20 protein-coding genes and 1 other RNA gene are annotated in these 17,947 nt (G+C 68.7%); all 21 read left to right on the plus strand.

The features are described 5' to 3' along the window. The first annotated feature begins 7 nt into the window (after positions 1–7). Positions 8–1,411 (plus strand): pyruvate kinase, encoded by a 1,404-nt coding sequence (pyk, locus tag KF709_11650; protein MBX3175061.1) that lies wholly within the window; start codon positions 8–10, stop codon positions 1,409–1,411. A gap of 25 nt (positions 1,412–1,436) precedes the next feature. Continuing rightward, entirely contained in the window at positions 1,437–2,213 is a 777-nt protein-coding gene (locus tag KF709_11655; protein ID MBX3175062.1) for an MBL fold metallo-hydrolase, read from the plus strand. Between the two features lies 1 nt (position 2,214). Then, positions 2,215–3,597, plus strand: coding sequence for a hypothetical protein (locus tag KF709_11660; GenBank protein ID MBX3175063.1), 1,383 nt, complete (start codon positions 2,215–2,217; stop codon positions 3,595–3,597). Between the two features lie 39 nt (positions 3,598–3,636). Beyond that, positions 3,637–5,055 (plus strand): class II fructose-bisphosphate aldolase, encoded by a 1,419-nt coding sequence (locus tag KF709_11665; GenBank protein ID MBX3175064.1) that lies wholly within the window; start codon positions 3,637–3,639, stop codon positions 5,053–5,055. 49 nt (positions 5,056–5,104) lie between these two features. Continuing rightward, positions 5,105–5,983, plus strand: coding sequence for a hypothetical protein (locus KF709_11670; protein MBX3175065.1), 879 nt, complete (start codon positions 5,105–5,107; stop codon positions 5,981–5,983). 12 nt (positions 5,984–5,995) lie between these two features. Next, positions 5,996–6,421: a YtxH domain-containing protein gene (locus KF709_11675; protein MBX3175066.1), complete on the plus strand. Its 426-nt coding sequence runs from the start codon at positions 5,996–5,998 to the stop codon at positions 6,419–6,421. Between the two features lie 59 nt (positions 6,422–6,480). Continuing rightward, complete coding sequence (locus KF709_11680; protein MBX3175067.1) at positions 6,481–7,284, plus strand: YihY/virulence factor BrkB family protein; 804 nt, start codon at positions 6,481–6,483, stop codon at positions 7,282–7,284. Positions 7,285–7,287: 3 nt separating this feature from the next. Further along, positions 7,288–8,310, plus strand: a complete 1,023-nt coding sequence (locus KF709_11685; GenBank protein MBX3175068.1) for an aminotransferase class I/II-fold pyridoxal phosphate-dependent enzyme — start codon at positions 7,288–7,290, stop codon at positions 8,308–8,310. Next, positions 8,307–8,699, plus strand: coding sequence for a hypothetical protein (locus KF709_11690; GenBank protein MBX3175069.1), 393 nt, complete (start codon positions 8,307–8,309; stop codon positions 8,697–8,699). Before KF709_11685 ends, KF709_11690 begins: the two co-directional genes overlap by 4 nt. Positions 8,700–8,719: 20 nt before the next feature. Continuing rightward, positions 8,720–8,815, plus strand: an RNA gene (ffs, locus tag KF709_11695) — signal recognition particle sRNA small type. A 288-nt stretch (positions 8,816–9,103) separates the two neighbouring features. Continuing rightward, a complete protein-coding gene (gene dnaX / locus KF709_11700; protein ID MBX3175070.1) occupies positions 9,104–10,894 on the plus strand; it encodes a DNA polymerase III subunit gamma/tau in 1,791 nt (596 codons plus the stop codon). Between the two features lie 7 nt (positions 10,895–10,901). Beyond that, entirely contained in the window at positions 10,902–11,228 is a 327-nt protein-coding gene (locus KF709_11705) for a YbaB/EbfC family nucleoid-associated protein (GenBank protein ID MBX3175071.1), read from the plus strand. A 4-nt stretch (positions 11,229–11,232) separates the two neighbouring features. After that, a complete protein-coding gene (recR, locus tag KF709_11710) occupies positions 11,233–11,820 on the plus strand; it encodes a recombination mediator RecR (GenBank protein ID MBX3175072.1) in 588 nt (195 codons plus the stop codon). Further along, the gene (locus tag KF709_11715) at positions 11,817–12,089 is read left to right on the plus strand and encodes a hypothetical protein (GenBank protein ID MBX3175073.1); all 273 of its coding nucleotides are present in this window, start codon (positions 11,817–11,819) and stop codon (positions 12,087–12,089) included. The genes recR and KF709_11715 overlap by 4 nt, the downstream gene beginning before the upstream one ends. A gap of 11 nt (positions 12,090–12,100) precedes the next feature. Then, on the plus strand, positions 12,101–12,586 hold the full coding sequence (locus tag KF709_11720; GenBank protein MBX3175074.1) for a roadblock/LC7 domain-containing protein: 486 nt from the start codon (positions 12,101–12,103) through the stop codon (positions 12,584–12,586). Positions 12,587–12,598: 12 nt separating this feature from the next. Continuing rightward, on the plus strand, positions 12,599–13,276 hold the full coding sequence (locus tag KF709_11725) for a GTPase domain-containing protein (protein ID MBX3175075.1): 678 nt from the start codon (positions 12,599–12,601) through the stop codon (positions 13,274–13,276). Positions 13,277–13,300: 24 nt separating this feature from the next. After that, positions 13,301–13,990, plus strand: a complete 690-nt coding sequence (locus KF709_11730; GenBank protein ID MBX3175076.1) for a CDP-alcohol phosphatidyltransferase family protein — start codon at positions 13,301–13,303, stop codon at positions 13,988–13,990. Between the two features lie 7 nt (positions 13,991–13,997). Next, positions 13,998–15,254 (plus strand): competence/damage-inducible protein A, encoded by a 1,257-nt coding sequence (locus KF709_11735; protein MBX3175077.1) that lies wholly within the window; start codon positions 13,998–14,000, stop codon positions 15,252–15,254. 195 nt (positions 15,255–15,449) lie between these two features. Beyond that, on the plus strand, positions 15,450–16,010 hold the full coding sequence (locus KF709_11740; protein ID MBX3175078.1) for a Uma2 family endonuclease: 561 nt from the start codon (positions 15,450–15,452) through the stop codon (positions 16,008–16,010). A 175-nt stretch (positions 16,011–16,185) separates the two neighbouring features. After that, positions 16,186–16,812: a nucleotide exchange factor GrpE gene (locus KF709_11745; GenBank protein MBX3175079.1), complete on the plus strand. Its 627-nt coding sequence runs from the start codon at positions 16,186–16,188 to the stop codon at positions 16,810–16,812. Continuing rightward, a complete protein-coding gene (dnaJ, locus tag KF709_11750) occupies positions 16,812–17,939 on the plus strand; it encodes a molecular chaperone DnaJ (protein MBX3175080.1) in 1,128 nt (375 codons plus the stop codon). Before KF709_11745 ends, dnaJ begins: the two co-directional genes overlap by 1 nt. Positions 17,940–17,947 lie beyond the last annotated feature (8 nt).

A 17,947-nucleotide genomic window follows, 5' to 3' on the forward strand; every position in this document is an offset into this window, starting at 1 on the left:
CGCCCCCATTTCTTTCGACGCGACCAAGATCGTCGCGACCATCGGCCCCGCCTCGTCCAACCCGGATGTCATTCGGCAGTTGGTGCTGGCGGGCATGAATGTCGCGCGCCTCAACTTCTCGCACGGCACGCACGAGCAGCACGCGCGCACCGTGTCCAACATCCGCGGGATCGCGCAGGAACTCGGCCGCTCGGTGGCCATCCTCGGCGACCTGCAGGGTCCACGCATTCGCATCGGCACGCTGGCCGAGGCGCGGCAGCTTACCGAGGGCGAGACGTTGGTGCTGGCGCCGGAGGACGTGGCCCGCGAGGGCGAGATTCCCGTCACCTACGACGACATCGCCAAGGACGTGCAGTCCGGCGGCACCATCCTCGTGGACGACGGCCTGATCGCGCTGCGCGTGACGGGCGTGGACGCGCCCCGTGTGGCGGTGCAGGTGCGCTACGGCGGCCTGCTCAAGAGCAACAAGGGCATGAACCTGCCGGGCATCGACGTGTCGGCGCCCTCGCTCACGGAGAAGGACCGCGAGGACATCCCCTTCGCCATCGAGCACGAGCTGGACTATCTCGCCCTGAGCTTCGTGCGCCGGCCCGAAGACATCGCCGAGCTCAAGGCGATGCTGCCCAAGGGCATGCTCGTAGTCGCGAAGATCGAGAAGGACTCCGCGCTGACGCGCATCGAGGCCATCCTGCGTGAGGCCGATGCGGTGATGGTCGCGCGCGGCGACCTCGGCGTCGAGTTGCCCTTCGAGGAAGTGCCGCTCGCGCAGAAGCGCATCATCCTGCTGGCGGCGCGCTTTGGCCGGCCGGTCATCACGGCCACGCAGATGCTGGAGTCGATGGTGCAGCACCCGCGCCCGACGCGTGCCGAGGCCAGCGACGTGGCCAACGCGATCCTCGACGGCACGGATGCGGTGATGCTCTCGGCGGAGACCGCGGCGGGGCTCAACCCCGTGCTCGCGGTGCAGGCGATGCGGCGCATTGCCTCGGCCGCTGAACGCGCGCCGGTGCAGCGCGGGCAGGGCATCGACCGGCTCGAGGCCGGCAAGGCGACAGTCGAGGAGACCATCGCCTCCGCCAGCGTGACGGCGGTGCGCCTGCTCGGCGCGCGCAACCTCGTGGTGTTCACCAAGAGCGGCTTCTCGGCGCGCGTGGTGGCGGCGCGGCGGCCGAATGTGCGCATCGTCGTGCTCACGGACAACGACCGCACCTACCAGCAGCTCGCGATGGTCTGGGGTGTCGTCCCCTTCCTCGTGCCGCACTGCGACACCTACGACCAGATGGCCGAGCTGGCGCGCGGGCTGCTCGTGAAGAACGGCCTCGCCACGACGGGTGAGCGCATCGTGGTCACGGCCGGCGTGCCCTTCGACGTGCCGGGCACGACGAACCAGCTAAAGGTCGAGACGGTGTGATGGCCGCCCGCAGCGTGGTGACGGCGTGAAGCTGACCTTCCTGGGCACCGGGACCAGTTTTGGCGTGCCGCAGATCGGCTGCCACTGCGCGACCTGTCGCTCGGACGATCCGCGGGACCGGCGCACGCGCGTGGGCGCCGTGGTCGAGGATGCAGGCCTGCGATTGCTGCTCGACACGCCGCCCGAACTGCGCCTGCAGTTGATCGCCGCCGGCGTGGATCGTGTTGATGCCGTGCTGTTCACGCACGAGCACGCCGACCACACGCACGGCATCGACGATATCCGCGCCATCTCCGTGCGTCGCGACGGCGCGCTGCCGATGTATGGGCCCGCGGAGACGCTGGCCACCTTGGCGCAACGCTTCCCGTACATCTTCGACGCGGCAATGAAGCCGCTCCCGGGAACGAGCAAGCCTGAGGGCTTTGCGTATCCGTTGGAGCCGGGCGTGCCGACGCGCATCGGGCATCTCGAGGTGACGCCGGTTGCGCTGCCGCACGGTCGCCTGCGTGTGTTTGGCTATCGCATCGGGCCGCTGGCCTACGTGACGGACGCGAAATCGCTGCCGGACGACGCGCTGGCCATCCTGCGCGGCTGCGAGGTGCTGGTGCTCAACGCGCTGTTCCGCACCGCGCACCCGACGCACCTCTCGATCAGCGAGGCGGTGGACACAGCGGCGCGCGTCGGGGCCAAGCGCGTGTACCTCACGCACCTCACGCACGAGACGACGCACGCCGCCCTGGCGGCCGCGCTGCCCGAGGGCATTGCTCCCGCGTACGACGGCCTGACCGTGGAGATCTGCTGAGATGACCATCCGCCTCGATGTGAGCGGGATGCTGCGCCAGGCCGTGGCGTCGGGACCCGACGTGGCGGCGCTCGAAGCACTCGCCCCGCGCCTGCGCGCCGCCGCCGACGGATTCCGGGCGATGGAGCGCGAGGGCCTGCTCGGCTTCCGCGAACTCGAGGCACAGGCGGCCGAGCGGGAGCGCGTGCTGGATTGGGCGTCCACCGCCAGCCGCGAGCTCGACGACGTCATCGTGCTCGGCATCGGCGGTTCGGCGCTCGGCACGGTCTGCCTGCGCACGGCGCTGCTGCCGCGGGACTGGAACGCACGCACTCCGGCCCAGCGCGACGGCCGCGCGCGGTTGCACGTGCTCGACAACGTCGATCCGCGCAGCGTCGGCGGGCTGCTCGACCTGGTGGACCTCGCGCACACGCGTGTGCTCGTCGTCTCGAAGTCAGGCAGCACCGCCGAGACGATGTCGCAGTACCTGTTCGTGCGGGACCGCCTGCGCGCCGCCGGCCTCCCGCCGCGAGAGCATCTCGCCTTTGTGACCGATCCCGTGAAGGGCGCGCTGCGCCGCGTCGCCGATGCCGAGGGCATCCCGGCCTTCGAGGTGCCCGCCAACGTGGGCGGCCGCTTCTCGGTGCTGAGTCCGGTGGGCACGCTGCCGGCCGCGCTGCTGGGGATGGACGTCGCGGGTCTGGTCGCCGGTGCCACGGCGATGCGCGACCGATGCACGGCGGCCTCGTTCCGCGAGGATCCCGCGCTGGCGTTTGCGGCGCTGCAGTGGCGCGCGCAGCAGGAGGCGGGGCAGGGCAACCACGTGTTGATGCCCTACAGCGATGCCTTCCGCGACCTCGCCCCCTGGTTCGTGCAGCTCTGGGCGGAGTCACTGGGCAAGCGTCGCGCCGATGGCTCGCACGTCGGACCGACGCCGATCGCGGCCGTGGGTGCGACAGACCAGCACGCGCAGGTCCAGCTCTTTATGGAAGGCCCGGCGGACAAGACCGTCACCTTCGTGGATGTCGAATCGCATCCTGGCGAGCTGACGATTCCTGACGGCGCGGACGTTCCGGACGACCTCGCCTACCTGCGCGGCCGCGGCTTCGGCGAGTTGCTGCGCACCGAGGCAAAGGCCACCGCTGGCGCCCTCGCCCGCGCGGGCCGCCCGACAATGACGTTGCGCGTCTCGCAGGCCGACGCCTGGCACCTCGGCGGGCTCTTTATGTTCTTCGAGCTCGCCACCATCTACGCCGGCCAACTCTACGGCGTGGATCCGCTGGACCAGCCGGGCGTGGAGCTCGGCAAGCAGCTAACGTACTACCAGTTCGGCCACCCCAAGTGGCAGCAGATGCGCGAGGTGTGGGACTCGCTCCCGGCCTCGGACCCCGCGTGGGTCCTCTGACCTCGCGCCGATCATTCATTCCCTGACCCCGATCGTGATATGAGCACGCTCCCCGCCTCCGTGACCGCCGCCCTCGGCGCAGCGGCGACGATTGCCGACAATCGCCTCACACTCAAGGACGAGGCCGCGCTGGCCTCGCCGATGATGGATGCCCTCGTGCGCCTCGCCGTCTTTGGTGACAGCGCCGAGCAGGACTGGGCGCGCTGGAGCATCTGGGAGCTGGGTCGCGCGGTCGGCACGTACTCCGCGAGCATCCACGACTATTACATGGCGCGTGGCCGCGGCGACGTCCCGCCGGGCACGGTGCCGGCCATCAACGTGCGTGGCGCCTCGTACGACACGGCGCGCGCCATCTTCCGCGCCGCCAAGAAGCTCGATGCTGGCGCAATCATCCTCGAGATCGCGCGCTCGGAGATCGCCTACACCAACCAGCGGCCCGCCGAGTACGTCGCGGTGATGATCGCCGCGGCCCTGCGTGAAGGACGCCGCGGGCCGGTGTTCATCCAGGGCGACCACTTCCAGGTGAATGCCAAGAAGTACAAGGCCGACCCCAAGGCCGAGGTAGCCGCGGTGAAGCAGTTGGCCCTCGAGGCCATCACGGCCGGCTTCTACAACATCGACATCGACACGTCCACGCTGGTGGACCTCTCGCACGACACGCTCGACGCGCAGCAGCGGCTCAACTACGAGGTGGCCGTGGACCTCACGCGCTACGTGCGTTCGCTGGAGCCCAAGGGCGTGACCATCTCGCTGGGTGGCGAGATCGGCGAGGTCGGCACGGAGAACTCCACCGTCGCCGAGCTCGAGGCGTTTATGGACGGCTACAACCGCACGCTCGAGGCCAAGGCCAAGGGGATGGTCGGCCTGAGCAAGATCTCCGTGCAGTCAGGAACCTCGCACGGTGGTGTGGTGCTGGCCGACGGCTCCATTGCCGACGTGGCGCTGGACTTCAAGACGCTGGAAGACCTCTCGCGCGTGGCGCGGGCCAAGTACGGGCTCAGTGGCGCCGTGCAGCACGGCGCCTCGACGCTGCCGGACGACGCGTTCTTCCATTTCCCGAAGACGGAAACGGCGGAGATTCACTTGGCCACCGGCTTCCAGAACATGCTCTACGATCAGCTGCCCGACGCGCTGCGCACGGAGATCTACGCCTGGCTCACGGCGAACGCCGCCGAGGAGCGGAAGGCCGGCGACACGGACGAGCAGTTCTTCTACAAGACGCGCAAGAAGGCGCTCGGCCCCTTCAAGCAGCAGCTGTGGAACCTGCCGGCCGATGTGCAGGCCAAGCTCGCCGCGGCCTACGAGGCCAAGTTCACCTTCTTCTTCGAGAAGTTGGCCGTGGCCGGAACAGCAGCTGCCGTGCGGAAGTATGTGCAGGGGCCGGCGGTCGTTCGGTCCGCGCCTGGCACTGCAGCCGCCGTTGAGGCCGCACCGGACGATCCCGACGCGGGCGAGTGATTCTTCGTTTCCTCCTGCCGCCCGCCGGTTCCCCCACCGGAGAGATCCGATGACCCGTATTGCTACGCTCGCCGCGGTCGCGCTCCTCGCGACCGCCTGCGTCTCCAAGTCCGAGTATGAGCGCCAGTTGGCGCAGTCCGCCGCCATCAGCGCCGAGAAGGATTCGTTGCTGTCTGAGGTCGTCGCCACGTCGCAGTTCATCAGCGACGCCAACGAGGAGCTCGACAAGGTGCGCAGCGGCCAGCCGGTGGCCGCACGCGACAACGAGATGGAGACTCTCTCGCCGGCGGAGGCGCGCATGCAGCTCCTCCAGCGCATGACGGAACTGACGGCCCGCGTGAAGCAGGCCGAGGAGCGGATGGCCGCCAGCCGCCGCCGCATCAACGCGCTCACGGCCGGCAACGCCGACCTTACGCGGAAGTTCGACTCAACGGTCACGGCGTTCCAGACCTTGCTCGACAACCAGAAGGCCGAGATCGTCGCCTTGGTCGACCAGGTCACGTCGTTGACGGCCGAGAACCGGCAGCTTCGCGACGCGAACGCCCAGCTCGCCAGCGAGGCCCAGACGCTGCAGCAGGACAAGGACGCCCTCCTCGCCGAGAACAACACCGTGTACTGGGTGGCCGGTACGAAGTCCGACCTGCTGCGGCGCGGCATCATCGAGCAGCGCGGTGGGATGCTCGGCATCGGCCGCACGTCGGTGCTGGCGCGCACACTGGACGCCGAGGACTTCACGGCCGCCGACCGGCGCGCGTTGACCGAGGTGGCGCTGCCGGATCCCAACAAGAGCTATCGCATCGTCTCGCCCAATGACGTGTCGGGGCTGGACGTGGCGCCCACGGATGGCAAGTTCAAGGGGAGCCTGCGGATCGCGTCGCCTGAGCTGTTCTGGCGGCCGTCGCGCTTCCTCGTGCTCATCGAACTCTGATGGAGGTGGGACATGCGGGGCAGGACCGATGACCCGGCGGTGGTCGTGACGCGACGCCGCGACTCTGGTTTCGGCAGCTTCCTGCTGGGGATGGCGGTGGGGGCCGGCTTGGCCCTGCTGTTCGCGCCGCAGTCGGGCGAGGACACCCGGCGCGAGCTCCGGCGTACCGCGCGCCGCGTGCGGCGACAGGCACGCGACCTCGCCGACTCGGGCCGCGAGGCGGCCTCCGAGATGGTGCGCGTGGGCAAGGACATGGTCGAGGACGTGAAGACCAGCGGCCGCGAGATGATGGACGACGTGAAGCGCAGCGGCCGCGCGATGGCCCGCGACATCAAGAAGAGCGGCCGCAGCGCGGCGCGCGACGCCCGCGAGGCACTCGAGGCGCGGCTCGCAAAGCATCGCGAGGCCTTCGAGGATGAGGGAGAAGACGGCGTCTGATCACCCGCATCCGACGGGTCATCGCCGACACGATTCGCGGCGCGAACGATGACAACGTGATGTTCCTCGCCGGCGGGGTGGCATTCAATCTGCTCCTCGCCGGCGTGCCGTTTATCCTCCTCGTCGCCAGCATCATTGGCTTCGTGCTCGGCGAGTCCGGACCCGACGCCACCGCCCGCGTGCAGTCCGTGCTGGATCGCCTGCTGCCGCCGCAGTTCGACGTCGGCGGCTCGATCCTCGATCCGGTGCTGGACGACGTCGTGCGCACCCGCACCGCCGTCGGCGTCTCGGGCGCGGTGCTCTTCCTCTGGTTCTCGGCGCGACTCTTCGCCGCGCTGCGCAGCGTGATGCGCCTCGTGTTCGAGCACGGCAAGGATCGCAGCTATGTCGGCGGGCTGCTCTGGGACCTGCATCTCTCGCTGATGACCGTGCTGATGATGGGCGTCTGGGTCTTCACCAGCGCCTGGCTGACAACCGGCAGCGGCCGCATCGGCGCGGCATTGCTCGAGTTCGGGCTGCGCGACGATGCCCTGTCGCAGCTGGAGGTCGTCATCGGCCGCAGCATCGCGGTGGGTAGCGTCATCGCCATCTTCGTGTCGCTGTATCGTTGGTTGCCGAAGCAACGCACCGAGTGGCTGGCCGCCTTCGCCGGCGGCGTCACGGCCGGCGCGCTGTTCGAGGTCGCGCGCTTCGTCTTCGGGGCCGTGGTACGGATGTTTCCGCCGGCCTCGATCTACACGGGCACGCTCGGCGCATTGGTCACCGTCGTCTTCTGGACGTACTATGCGGCGTTGATCTTCCTTGTCGGCGCCGAGGTCGCGAGCGCGACCCGAAGCCACTTCATCTCTCCGCCACCGGACTAGCCAGTGCCCACCGCCATCGACCTGCGCAGCGACACCGTCACCCGACCGACGAGCGCGATGCGTCGCGCGATGGCCGAGGCGGAAGTCGGCGACGACGTGCTCGACGGCGATCCCATGGTGCGCCGCCTCGAGGAGACGGTGGCCGCGCTGCTCGGCAAGCCGCGCGGCCTGTTCTTCCCCACGGGCACGATGGCCAACCAGGCCGCGCTGTGGCTGCTCGGCGAGTCGGGCACCGAGGTCTACTGCCACGACGACTCGCACATCGTGAATTGGGAGATCGCCGGCACGGCCGCGTTGGCGGGCCTGCAGGTGCGCGTGGTGCGCGGCGCGCCGGTGCTCGAGGCCGAGGCGCTCAAGGCGATGTTCCGTCCGGCCTCGCCGCACGCACCGCGCGCCTCGCTGGTCTGCGCGGAGAACACGCACAACGGCGCCGGCGGGATGGTGACGCCGCTCAAGGACCTGCAGCGCATTCGCGATGTGGCGGCGGAGCAGGGGCTGCCGTTGCATCTCGATGGCGCGCGCCTATGGAACGCGCACATCGCCACCGGCACGCCGCTCAAGGACTTCGCCGCCTGCGCCGAGACGGTGATGTGCTCCTTCAGCAAGGGACTGGGCGCGCCGGTGGGCGCGACGCTGGTCGGCAGCGAGCGCGCGATGGCCAAGGCCTGGGAGGTGCGCAAGCGCCTTGGCGGCGGGATGCGGCAGTCGGGCATCCTCGCGGCGGCGGCGCTTCACGGCCTGGAGCACCACCTGCCGAAGTTGGCCGAGGATCATCGTCGCGCGAAGGCGTTGGCGTCGGGCCTGGCGGAGATCAAGGATCTATCGGTGGTGACGCCGGACACGAACATCGTGATGGTGGACCTGCCATCGCGGCACACGGCCTTTGATGTGGTGACCCGTGCCCGTGAGGCGGGGGTGCTCGTCACCCCTTGGAGCGCGACCCGGATCCGGGCGGTGCTGCATCTGGATGTGGACGATGCGGCCCTGGCGACGGCTCTCGCGCGACTCCAGGAGGTGCTGCGATGAGTCCCTGGTTGCTTGTGTCTGGATTCCTGCTGCTGGGTGCGGCGATGGCGCACTCACTGATTGGCGAGAAGGTGATCCTGAAGCGGCTGTTCCGGCGCACCGAGGATCGCGACGAACCGGCCCGTCGCGCGACGGACGATCCGACGCTGCGGGCGACGTTGCGGCTGGCCTGGCATTCGTTGAGCGTGGCCCTGGCGGGCTTTGCCGTCCTGCTGACGACGGCGGCCTTCCTGCCGGCGTCGGACGCGGTGGGCTCGGCGCTGGTCGGCCCCGTGGCCGTGACGATGCTGGCCTTGGCGCTGCTGTCCCTGGGGATCGCCCGGGGCCGCCACGTGGGCTGGATGTGGTACGCGGCGGCCGCGGTGGCGGCGTTGTCCGCAGGGCGCTGACCGGCTAAATTCCCTTTCGTTCCAGGTCCCGGGGGGCTTCGGCCCGCCAACCCCGCCAGGGCCGAAAGGCAGCAACGGTACGTGGAGTCCATCGCCGCTCCGTCAGGCCTGGAACACTCTCGCGCGCTTGATTCGTCTCGCAAGGACGGATCGGCGCGCGAGTTTTTTGCCACAGAGGCACGGAGACACAGAGCGGCACGTGGGGCGAATCTGAACTCTGTGTCTTCTTTCAGTTGGCACTTTGGGGGGTGCGGCGGACAGATCTGTCCGCCGCACCCCCTTTGAAGTTGCCGTTGGCCTAGACACAGAGGGGTCGGAGTGCGGGGATGCCCTCTGCGTCTCTGTGCCTCTGTGGCAAAGCAGTTCGCCGTTCCCGCATCCAACGGCTAAATTCACGGCTGATAATGAGCCTAGCCCTCGCCCGCAAATACCGCCCGCGCCGGTTCGCCGAGGTCGCCGTGCAATCGCACGTGGCCAACACGCTGCGGAACGCCATCCTCACGGACCGCGTGGCGCACGCGTACCTGTTCTGCGGGCCGCGCGGCACCGGCAAGACCACGCTGGCGCGCGTGCTGGCGATGGCGCTCAACTGCGAGAACCGTCGCGAGGACCGCGAGCCCTGTGGCGAGTGCCCCTCCTGCGACCGTGTGTGGAAGGGCGGGGCCTCGCTGGACGTGGTGGAGATCGACGCGGCCTCAAATCGTGGCGTGGACGATGCCCGCGAGCTGCGCGAGCGCGCGATGTACGCGCCCTCCGGTGACGACCGCTACAAGGTCTATATCATCGACGAGGCGCACATGCTCACGCGCGAAGCGTGGAATGCGCTGCTCAAGATCCTCGAGGAGCCGCCGCCGCGCGTCGTGTTCGTGTTCGCCACCACCGAGCCGCAGAAGATCCAGCAGTCGGCGGCGCCCGTGCTTTCGCGCGTGCAGCGCTTTGACTTGAAGCGTATCGGGCCCGCCGACGTGCGCGAGCGACTGAGTGCCGTGCTCAGCACTGAGAAGATCGACGCCGACGCCGATGCCCTGATGATGCTCGCCCGCGCTGCCGACGGCTCCATGCGCGACGCGCTCTCGCTCACGGACCAGGTGCTCTCGCTGGGCGAGGGGGCGATCAGCGCGCAGCGTGTGCGTGACGCCTTGGGCCTCGTGCCCGAGGACGAGCATCTCGCGCTGCTGGACTTGATCATCGAGCGCCGTGCCGCCGACGTGTTCGGATCCGTGGCGCGGCTGGCCGACCACGGCGTGGACTTCACCGTGCTGTTGAGTGAGTTCGCCGAACTGCTGCGCGCACAGCTGGCCGTGGTGCTTGGGGGCTCGCTGCCCGATGTCTCGGAGCGACTGCGCGAGGAGCTACCCAAGCGCGCGGACAAGCTCTCGTCGGGCGACCTCCTGCGGATGCTCACGTTGATCGTGGAGATCGAGCCGCATCTCAAGCGCAGCGGGCAGCAGCAGCTGTTGTTCGAGACGCTGTTGGTGCGTTGCGCGTTGTTGGATCGCACCGTGGCGCTGGAGGAAGTGCTGCGGGGGATGGGCGCCGGGTCCGGGTCGGCAGGGGACGCTGGCAGCACGGCGCGCAGTGGCAGCTGGGCCTCCGGCGGATTCGCCGGAGGCGGCGGCGAGCCCAGCCGCCGGATGGCTCCGCCGAGCGTCGCGCGCGACAGCGCGCCTCAGCGTGCGGCCCCTGCGCACGCGGTTGAGGCAGCGCCGGCAAGAGTCGCGGCCCCGCCGCCTGCCCCTCGCAGCGCCGCGCCCGCCCGCCCCGCCGCCCCCGCCCCCAGCATCGCCGACGCCGCCCCCGCCAAGGGCGGCCCTGTCGCCCTCGAGATCAACAAGCTCGTCGAGCACTGGGAAGGCATCGTCGACGCCATCGTCGCCGACGGCCGCGCGCTGCTCGGCGCCGCCCTCGGGCACGCCACGCCCACGGCCGTCACCGCCAGCGGGACGGTGACGCTGACCGTCGACGCGTCCGCACAGGCCGAGTTGATCGGCGAGCAGGAGTCGGCCATCCTCGCCGCGCTGCGCAAGCGCTTTGCCAACGTGACCAAGCTCAAGGTGAAGGCCGCCGATGGCGATGCCGCACCGCGCCGGCTCAACGAGCACGCGGTGAAGGCCGACCGCATCGCGATGCTGCGCAAGCAGAGCAAGCTGCTCGATGCCGCCGTGGATGCACTGGACCTCGAGCTGATGGATTGATCACGCGATGACCGACTTCCTGAAGATGCTGCAGCAGGCGCAGCAGATGACCGGAAAGCTCCAGGCCGTGCAGGAGGAACTCGCGCGCCAGACCGTGACGGGCACGGCCGGCGGCGGCATGGTCCGCATCGAGGCCGACGGCAAGGGCACGGTGAAGAAGGTCAGCATCGACCCGGCCGTGGTGAACCCGGCCGACGTCGAGATGCTGGAGGACCTGCTGGCCGTGGCCCTGCAGGAGACCCAGCGGAAGGCCAAGGAGCTGGCCGAAGAGGAAATGAAGAAGGCCGCCGGCGGGCTCGGGCTCGGCGGGCTCCCGTTTAAGCTTCCGTTCTAGGCCTGTGTCGGCAATCGACGACCTCGTTACGGAACTGTCGCGGCTGCCGACAATTGGGCGGAAGTCGGCGATGCGGCTGACCTACCATTTGCTGCGGCAGCCGGGCGAGCAGGGCCGGCGGCTCGCGGCGGCGTTGATTGCCTTGGTGGAGCGGGTGCGGCCCTGCGACGAGTGCGGCAACCTCACCGAGGACTCGCCATGTGCGCTCTGTGCCGACACCCGCCGGGACCGCGGCCTGATCTGCGTGGTCGAGGAGGCGTCGGACATCCCGCCCATCGAGCGGACCGGGGAGTATCGGGGGCTGTACCACGTGCTGGGTGGCCGACTGGCGCCGCTGGACGGGATCGGCCCCGAGGACCTGACGGTGGACGCTTTGGTGCGCCGCGTCACAACCCTGGGGGTGCGGGAGGTGATCGTAGCCACCAACCCGAAGCTCGAAGGTGAGGCGACGGCGCTGTATCTTCAGGAGCAGTTGCGGGAGGCCGGGGTCACGGTGAGCCGGCTGGCGCGGGGCCTGCCCGTTGGGGGCGACCTCGAGTACGCGGACGGCGTGACGATCGTGCAGGCGCTGGCCGCCCGGAGAGTGATGTGAACCTGAAGACGGCGGGATTCGTGCTGGGCCTGCTGGCCGGCACGGTGATGGGGTTCGGCTGGTGGAACTCCGAACAGGCCGAGCACCAGCGGGCGCTGTATGACCGGCGGCCGATGCGGCGGCTGGCGGCGCTGGGCTGGCTCTCGGGCCAGCCCTCGGCCGAATCGGTGATGATGTTGCGCGAGTACGTGGGTTGGGAGCAAAATCCCGTGTTGCGGCGCCGCGCGCGGCAGCTGCTCACGCGGTTCGAGAACGCCCTCGCATCCTAAGGACGGCACCAATGGCAGTCGGGTCGGCAAGCTGGTCATTCACCGAGGAGGACTTCAACGCCATCACCAAGGCGATGCAGAAGTTCCTCGGGGAGACCAATGCGCGGTGTGCACTGCTGGTGGACCGTTCTGGCCAGCTGGTGGCCACGGTCGGCGAGCAGCCGAACTTCGACCCCACGGCCTTCGCCACGCTGACGGCGGCCGACTTCTCGGCCAACGACCAGTTGGCCCAGTTGATCGGCGAGACGGACTTCAACTCGCTGTTCCACCAGGGCGAGAAGGAATCGATGTATCTCGCGGACATCGCACGGCGGGTGATCCTCGTCGCGCTGTTCGACAATCGCACGACCCTCGGGCTCGTGCGCCTGAAGATCAAGGACACGGTGGTCGAATTGACGAAGCTCTTCCAGGAAGTGTTTGCGCGTAGCCGCTCGGGGGCCAAGCAGCCGGGGCTGCTGGCCGGCGCCGATGACGAAATCGACCAGCTGTTCGGTTAAGGAGAATCAGCGATGTCGATGATCAACTACGCCTCCCGCGAGATCAACTGTAAGATCGTGTACTACGGTCCCGGTCTAGGCGGCAAGACGACCAACCTCGAGCACGTCTACGGCAAGGTGAAGCCGGACACGCGCGGCAAGCTCATCTCGCTGGCCACGGAGACCGAGCGCACGCTGTTCTTCGACTTCCTGCCCGTGGACCTCGGCACCATCCGCGGTTTCAAGACGCGCTTCCATCTCTACACGGTGCCGGGCCAGGTCTACTACAACGCCTCGCGCAAGCTCATCCTCAAGGGCGTCGACGGCATCGTGTTCGTCGCCGACTCGCAGGTCGAGCGTATGGAAGCCAACCTCGAGGCGATGCAGAACCTGTACGACAACATGGCCGAGTATGGCTATGACCTCACGAAGATGCCCTTCGTGATCCAGTACAACAAACGCGACCTGCCGAACGCCGCGCCGCTCGCGGAGCTGCAGGCCTCGCTGAATCCCGGCTGGGAAGTGGCGGACGCCGCGCGCCAGAAGGTCACGCCGGACCAGTTCCGTCCGGGCGAGAACGTCATCGAACAGAATGAGGACGGCCTGTGGGTGGAGCGCGCCCACTTCTTCGAGGCTGTCGCAGTGACCGGCGACGGCGTGTTCGATACGCTGCGGGCCGTGTCGAAGCTGGTCCTGAAGACGTTGGCGTAGACGCGGCGTCGCGCCCCCCGCCCGGTGAACGTCCCCAACCTCATCTCGGCCGCGCGCATCGTCGCCTCGCCGCTGTTGGCGGCGATGGCCTTCGTGCCCTCCGTGCCGCTGCGCATCGTGGCCTTCGTGCTCTACCTGATCACGGCCATCAGCGACCACTTCGACGGCAAGATCGCGCGTCGCTACGGGATGATCACGGACCTCGGCAAGATGCTCGACCCGCTCGCCGACAAGCTGCTGCTGCTGGCGACCTTCGTGCCGATGTTTCTGCTGCAGGGTCCAGTGGGCGACCCGCTGCTGGCGCTGCTGCCGACGGTGCGCGAGGAGTCACTGTATCCCTTCGTGACTTGGGGGATGGGCGCGATCTACTTCCCGTGGTGGGTGCTCGTGCCGATCCTCGCGCGCGAGGCATTCATGACCTGGTTCCGCGGCTTCGCGCAGAAGCGTGGGGCGGTCATCGCCGCGCAGAAGCTCGGCAAGTGGAAGGCCGGCTTCCAGTTCACCTGGATGGGCGCGTCCTTCTGCTGGTTCTGGTACTCGCTGCTCATCACGCAGCAGGGTTGGTGGGACGCGGCGACGCCGATGTTCTGGGCCAAGCTGCTCGGCGGCATCGGCCTCATCACGATGTACGCCTCGCTGGCGCTGACGCTGATTTCGCTCGGCGACTACCTGCTCTCGTACCGCAAAGTCTTCTTCACGAAGCCCTCCGCCTGAGCGCGCGGTGAACGTCGAGCTCGTCACGATCGGCAACGAGCTGTTGCTCGGCTACACCATCGACACCAACGCGGCCTGGCTCTCGCGCGAACTCGCGGGCCACGGGATTCGCATCGTGCGGCGCGTGACGGTTGGCGATGGCGCCGATGAGATCGCCGATGCGGTGCGTGAGGCGCTGGCCCGTACCGGGGGCGTGATCACCAGCGGCGGACTCGGCCCCACCGCCGACGACCTCACCAAGCCGAGCATCGCAGAGTTGTTCGGGCGTGGGATGGTGCGCGATGAAGCGATCGTCGAGTCGCTCAAGGCGCGCTGGAAGGCACGCGGCTGGCCGGGCGAGTTGCCGGCGGCGAATCACGCACAGGCGATGATCCCCGAGGGCGCGACGATCATCCGCAACGACCACGGCTCGGCGCCGGGCATCTGGCTCGAGGATGGTGATGGCCGTTGGGTGGCGATGCTGCCTGGCGTGCCGCGCGAGTTCCGCGGGATGACGCGCGAGCAGCTGCTGCCGATGCTGGTCGCACGAATGGGCGATGCGGGTTCGGGACTCGCAGTGCAATCGCGCACGCTGCGCACAACAGGAATCGCCGAGTCGGCGCTTGCCGATGTGCTGGGTGAGTTGGCGCAGGATCCGCTTGGTGTGCGGCTGGCGTATCTGCCCGGCTGGGAGGGTGTGGACCTGCGGCTTACAGTGTGGGACGAGCCCGTGTCGCGTGCTGCCGAGATGCTTGATGTGGCGGAGGCTGCGCTGCGTGAGAAGGTCGGGCGTTGGATCTATGGTACGGACGAACAGGATCTCTCGGCGCTGCTGCTTGAGATGCTGCGTGCGCGGAAGATGCAGATCGCCGTTGCGGAGTCCTGCACGGGCGGGATGCTTGGGATGCGCCTCACTGCGGTGCCAGGGTCCAGCGATGTAGTGCAGGGTGGGACTATCGCGTACGCGAATGAAGTGAAGATGCGCGAGCTCAACGTGCAGGAGGCCACGTTGGTGGCGCACGGTGCGGTGAGCGAGGAGACGGCGCGTGAGATGGCGAGTGGTGTGCGGCAACGCTTCGGCGTGGATGTCGGCGTGAGCATCACCGGCGTGGCGGGGCCGGGTGGTGGGACGCCGGAGAAGCCGGTCGGCACGTTCTGCGTCGCCGTCGACGTGCGTGGCGAGTTGCGCAGCGTGCGCACGAGTGGCGTGGGTGATCGCCACGAGATCAGGCAACGGGCGACGCAGGCGGCGCTCAACCTTGTGAGGAAGGCGCTCAGCGACTGAGGCTCGTGCTGCGCTGCGCGCACCGCGGCGCGCTGCGCGACCTGTTGAACGGCGTGCTTGTCTGCGAGTGCGAAACCTCGCGCGCCACGATTTGCACCGCGATGCAATGCAGTGAGAGCATAGCTGCGAGGGCACGACGCGATTCTGTGTCGTGCCCTCTTGTAATTTCCAACGCGCCGAGCGTACCCTATGGCCATGCCTGCCCTCGCACAGCACTACTGGACTGCGGCAGAGGTTCGCGAGTTGCCCGACGACGGCAAGCGCTACGAGTGCATCGACGGCGAGCTGCTCGTGACGCCGTCGCCGCGGGGGCTGCATCAGCGGGCACTTCGAGAGGTCTTTCTGCGGATTCACGAGTACATCCGCGAGCACAACCTCGGTGAACTCCTGTGGTCTCCCGCAGACATCGAGCTCGAACGCAACAACTTGGTGCAGCCCGATCTCTTCGTTGCGTTGCCACGCGAGGGCGAGACGTCGTGGAAGGACTGGCACGAAGTGGGCGCCCTCTTGCTCGCCATCGAGGTGCTTTCGCCGTCGACTGCGCGCTACGATCGTGTGGTGAAGCGCAAGTTCTACCAGCGCATCAAGGTCGGTGAGTACTGGATCGTTGACCTCGACGCCCGCGTCATCGAGCGCTGGCGCTCGGGTGACCGGACGCCGGAGGTGCTGAGCGAGGAACTGGTGTGGGGCCCTGCAGGCGCCCCGGAGCCGCTGCACATCGCCCTCGAGCCGCTGTTCCGCAGTATCTGCGGCTAGCGAGGTAGCTCGCGGGATGAGCGCTCGGTGGCGCCTTTCAGCGCCGCCCTCTCGGCCGTCCCGGCCGAAACGCCGACCCGCCCCCTGCCGTAAGGCCTACAGAGCCTGACGAAACGGCAACTTGGGCGCGGCACGAAGGTTGCCCCAGTCACCGGCAACCGACGAAATTCCCCCTATGACCGACCCACGCACCCCAGGAATGGACGATCTCGCCGACGCTGCCGCCGCCGAGGCGCGCGCCGACGCTGAAGAGCAGGCCGCCGTCGACGCCACGCAGGGCGCGTCCGCCGACTCCGACAACGCCGCCGCCGAGGCAGGCACCGATTCCGCCGACCCCCGCGACGAGGCGCTGGCCCAGGCCCAGCGCGAGGTCGCCGAGCAGAAGGACAAGTTCCTCCGGCTCTACGCCGAGTTCGAGAACTTCCGCAAGCGCGCCGTGCGCGACCGCCAGGACGCCGAGCACCGCGGGATGGGTGCCGTGATGAAGGGCCTGCTCGAGACGCTCGACGACCTCGCGCGCGTGGCGCATATGACGCCCGAGGGCACCTCGACCGCCGCCGTGCTCGAGGGCATCGCGATGGTGGAGAAGAAGCTGCTCAAGTCGCTGGCCGGCCACGGGCTCGAGGTGGTGAACCCCGTCGACGAGACCTTCGACCCGAACGTCCACGAAGCCATCACCACCACGCCGGCCGCCTCCCAGGACGAGGACGACGTGGTCGCGCAGGTCTTCCAGGTGGGCTACGTACTCAACGGCACCCTGCTGCGGCCGGCGCGAGTCGTCGTGCGGCAGTGGAACGGGTAATGGCGCAGAAGGACTTCTACGCCGTTCTCGGCGTGTCCGCTTCGGCGACCGCCGACGAGATCAAGAAGCAGTACCGTCGCCTGGCCAAGCAGTATCACCCGGACACGAACAAGGGCGATGCCAAGGCGTCGGACCGCTTCAAGGAGATCTCCGAGGCCTACAACGTCCTCGGCGACGCGGAGAAGCGGAAGCAGTACGACGAGATGCGTCGGCTCGGCGCCTTCGATCCGTTCGCATCGCGCGGGTCGTCGCGCGGCGGTGCGCGCCCCGGTGGCGCCGGCGGATTCACCGGTGGCGCTGGAACTCGCACCGAAGACTTCGACATCGGTGGGCTCGGCGGCCTGGGCGATCTCTTCGGCTCGATCTTCGGCGGCCGGCAGCAGCGGTCTGCCGCTCCCGAGAAGGGCCAGAGCGTGGAGACCACGCTCGAGGTGCCGTTCAAGGACGCCGTGCTCGGCGGCAAGGTGTCCATCACCCTCGAGGTGAACGAGGAGTGTGGCACCTGCGGCGGCAACGGCGCGGCGAAGGGCGCCAAGCTGCAGGCCTGCCCGGAGTGCGGCGGGCGCGGCGAGATCTCATTCGGCCAGGGCGGATTCGCCGTGAACCGGCCCTGCCCGATGTGCCTGGGCAAGGGCACCGTGCCGACGGAGAAGTGCGCGGCCTGCAACGGCGCCGGCACCACACGCTCGCAGAAGAAGCTGCTGATCACCGTGCCGGCGGGCACCGAGAGCGGCTCCAAGATCCGGCTCAAGGGGCAGGGCGGCCGCGGCGTTCGCGGCGGGCCGAACGGCGACATCCTCATCACCTTCCAGGTGCGCGAGGACCCCGACTTTGAGCGCGATGGAATGGATCTCATCGTGCGTGCGTCGGTGAACATCGCACAGGCCACGCTGGGCTCGAAGATCAGCGTGCAGACCTTGGACGGGAAGAAGGTCACGCTGACGCTGCCGGCGGGGACGCCGAGCGGGAAGCGTTTCCGCGTGCGCGGCCAGGGCGTGGCGAAGGAGAAGGACTCGCAGCGCGGGGACCTGCTGGTGGAGGTGCAGGTCGTGGTGCCCGAGTCGCTGACGAAGGAGCAGCAGGAGCTCTTCAAGAAGTTCGCGGCCGCCGCTGGGCTGGCCCACTAGGGCGATAC

This window comes from Gemmatimonadaceae bacterium (assembly GCA_019637445.1).
Classification (GTDB): Bacteria; Gemmatimonadota; Gemmatimonadetes; order Gemmatimonadales; family Gemmatimonadaceae; genus Pseudogemmatithrix.

Bases quoted from the DNA above. Each gene is read 5' to 3' on its own strand.
- KF709_11720 (MBX3175074.1), top strand. From the start codon at position 12,101: ATGGCAGTCGGGTCGGCAAGCTGGTCATTCACCGAGGAGGACTTCAAC.
- dnaJ (MBX3175080.1), top strand. From the start codon at position 16,812: ATGGCGCAGAAGGACTTCTACGCCGTTCTCGGCGTGTCCGCTTCGGCG.
- dnaX (MBX3175070.1), top strand. From the start codon at position 9,104: ATGAGCCTAGCCCTCGCCCGCAAATACCGCCCGCGCCGGTTCGCCGAG.
- KF709_11680 (MBX3175067.1), top strand. From the start codon at position 6,481: ATGTTCCTCGCCGGCGGGGTGGCATTCAATCTGCTCCTCGCCGGCGTG.
- KF709_11670 (MBX3175065.1), top strand. From the start codon at position 5,105: ATGACCCGTATTGCTACGCTCGCCGCGGTCGCGCTCCTCGCGACCGCC.
- KF709_11675 (MBX3175066.1), top strand. From the start codon at position 5,996: ATGCGGGGCAGGACCGATGACCCGGCGGTGGTCGTGACGCGACGCCGC.
- KF709_11665 (MBX3175064.1), top strand. From the start codon at position 3,637: ATGAGCACGCTCCCCGCCTCCGTGACCGCCGCCCTCGGCGCAGCGGCG.
- KF709_11690 (MBX3175069.1), top strand. From the start codon at position 8,307: ATGAGTCCCTGGTTGCTTGTGTCTGGATTCCTGCTGCTGGGTGCGGCG.
- KF709_11745 (MBX3175079.1), top strand. From the start codon at position 16,186: ATGACCGACCCACGCACCCCAGGAATGGACGATCTCGCCGACGCTGCC.
- KF709_11705 (MBX3175071.1), top strand. From the start codon at position 10,902: ATGACCGACTTCCTGAAGATGCTGCAGCAGGCGCAGCAGATGACCGGA.
- KF709_11740 (MBX3175078.1), top strand. From the start codon at position 15,450: ATGCCTGCCCTCGCACAGCACTACTGGACTGCGGCAGAGGTTCGCGAG.
- KF709_11660 (MBX3175063.1), top strand. From the start codon at position 2,215: ATGACCATCCGCCTCGATGTGAGCGGGATGCTGCGCCAGGCCGTGGCG.
- KF709_11725 (MBX3175075.1), top strand. From the start codon at position 12,599: ATGTCGATGATCAACTACGCCTCCCGCGAGATCAACTGTAAGATCGTG.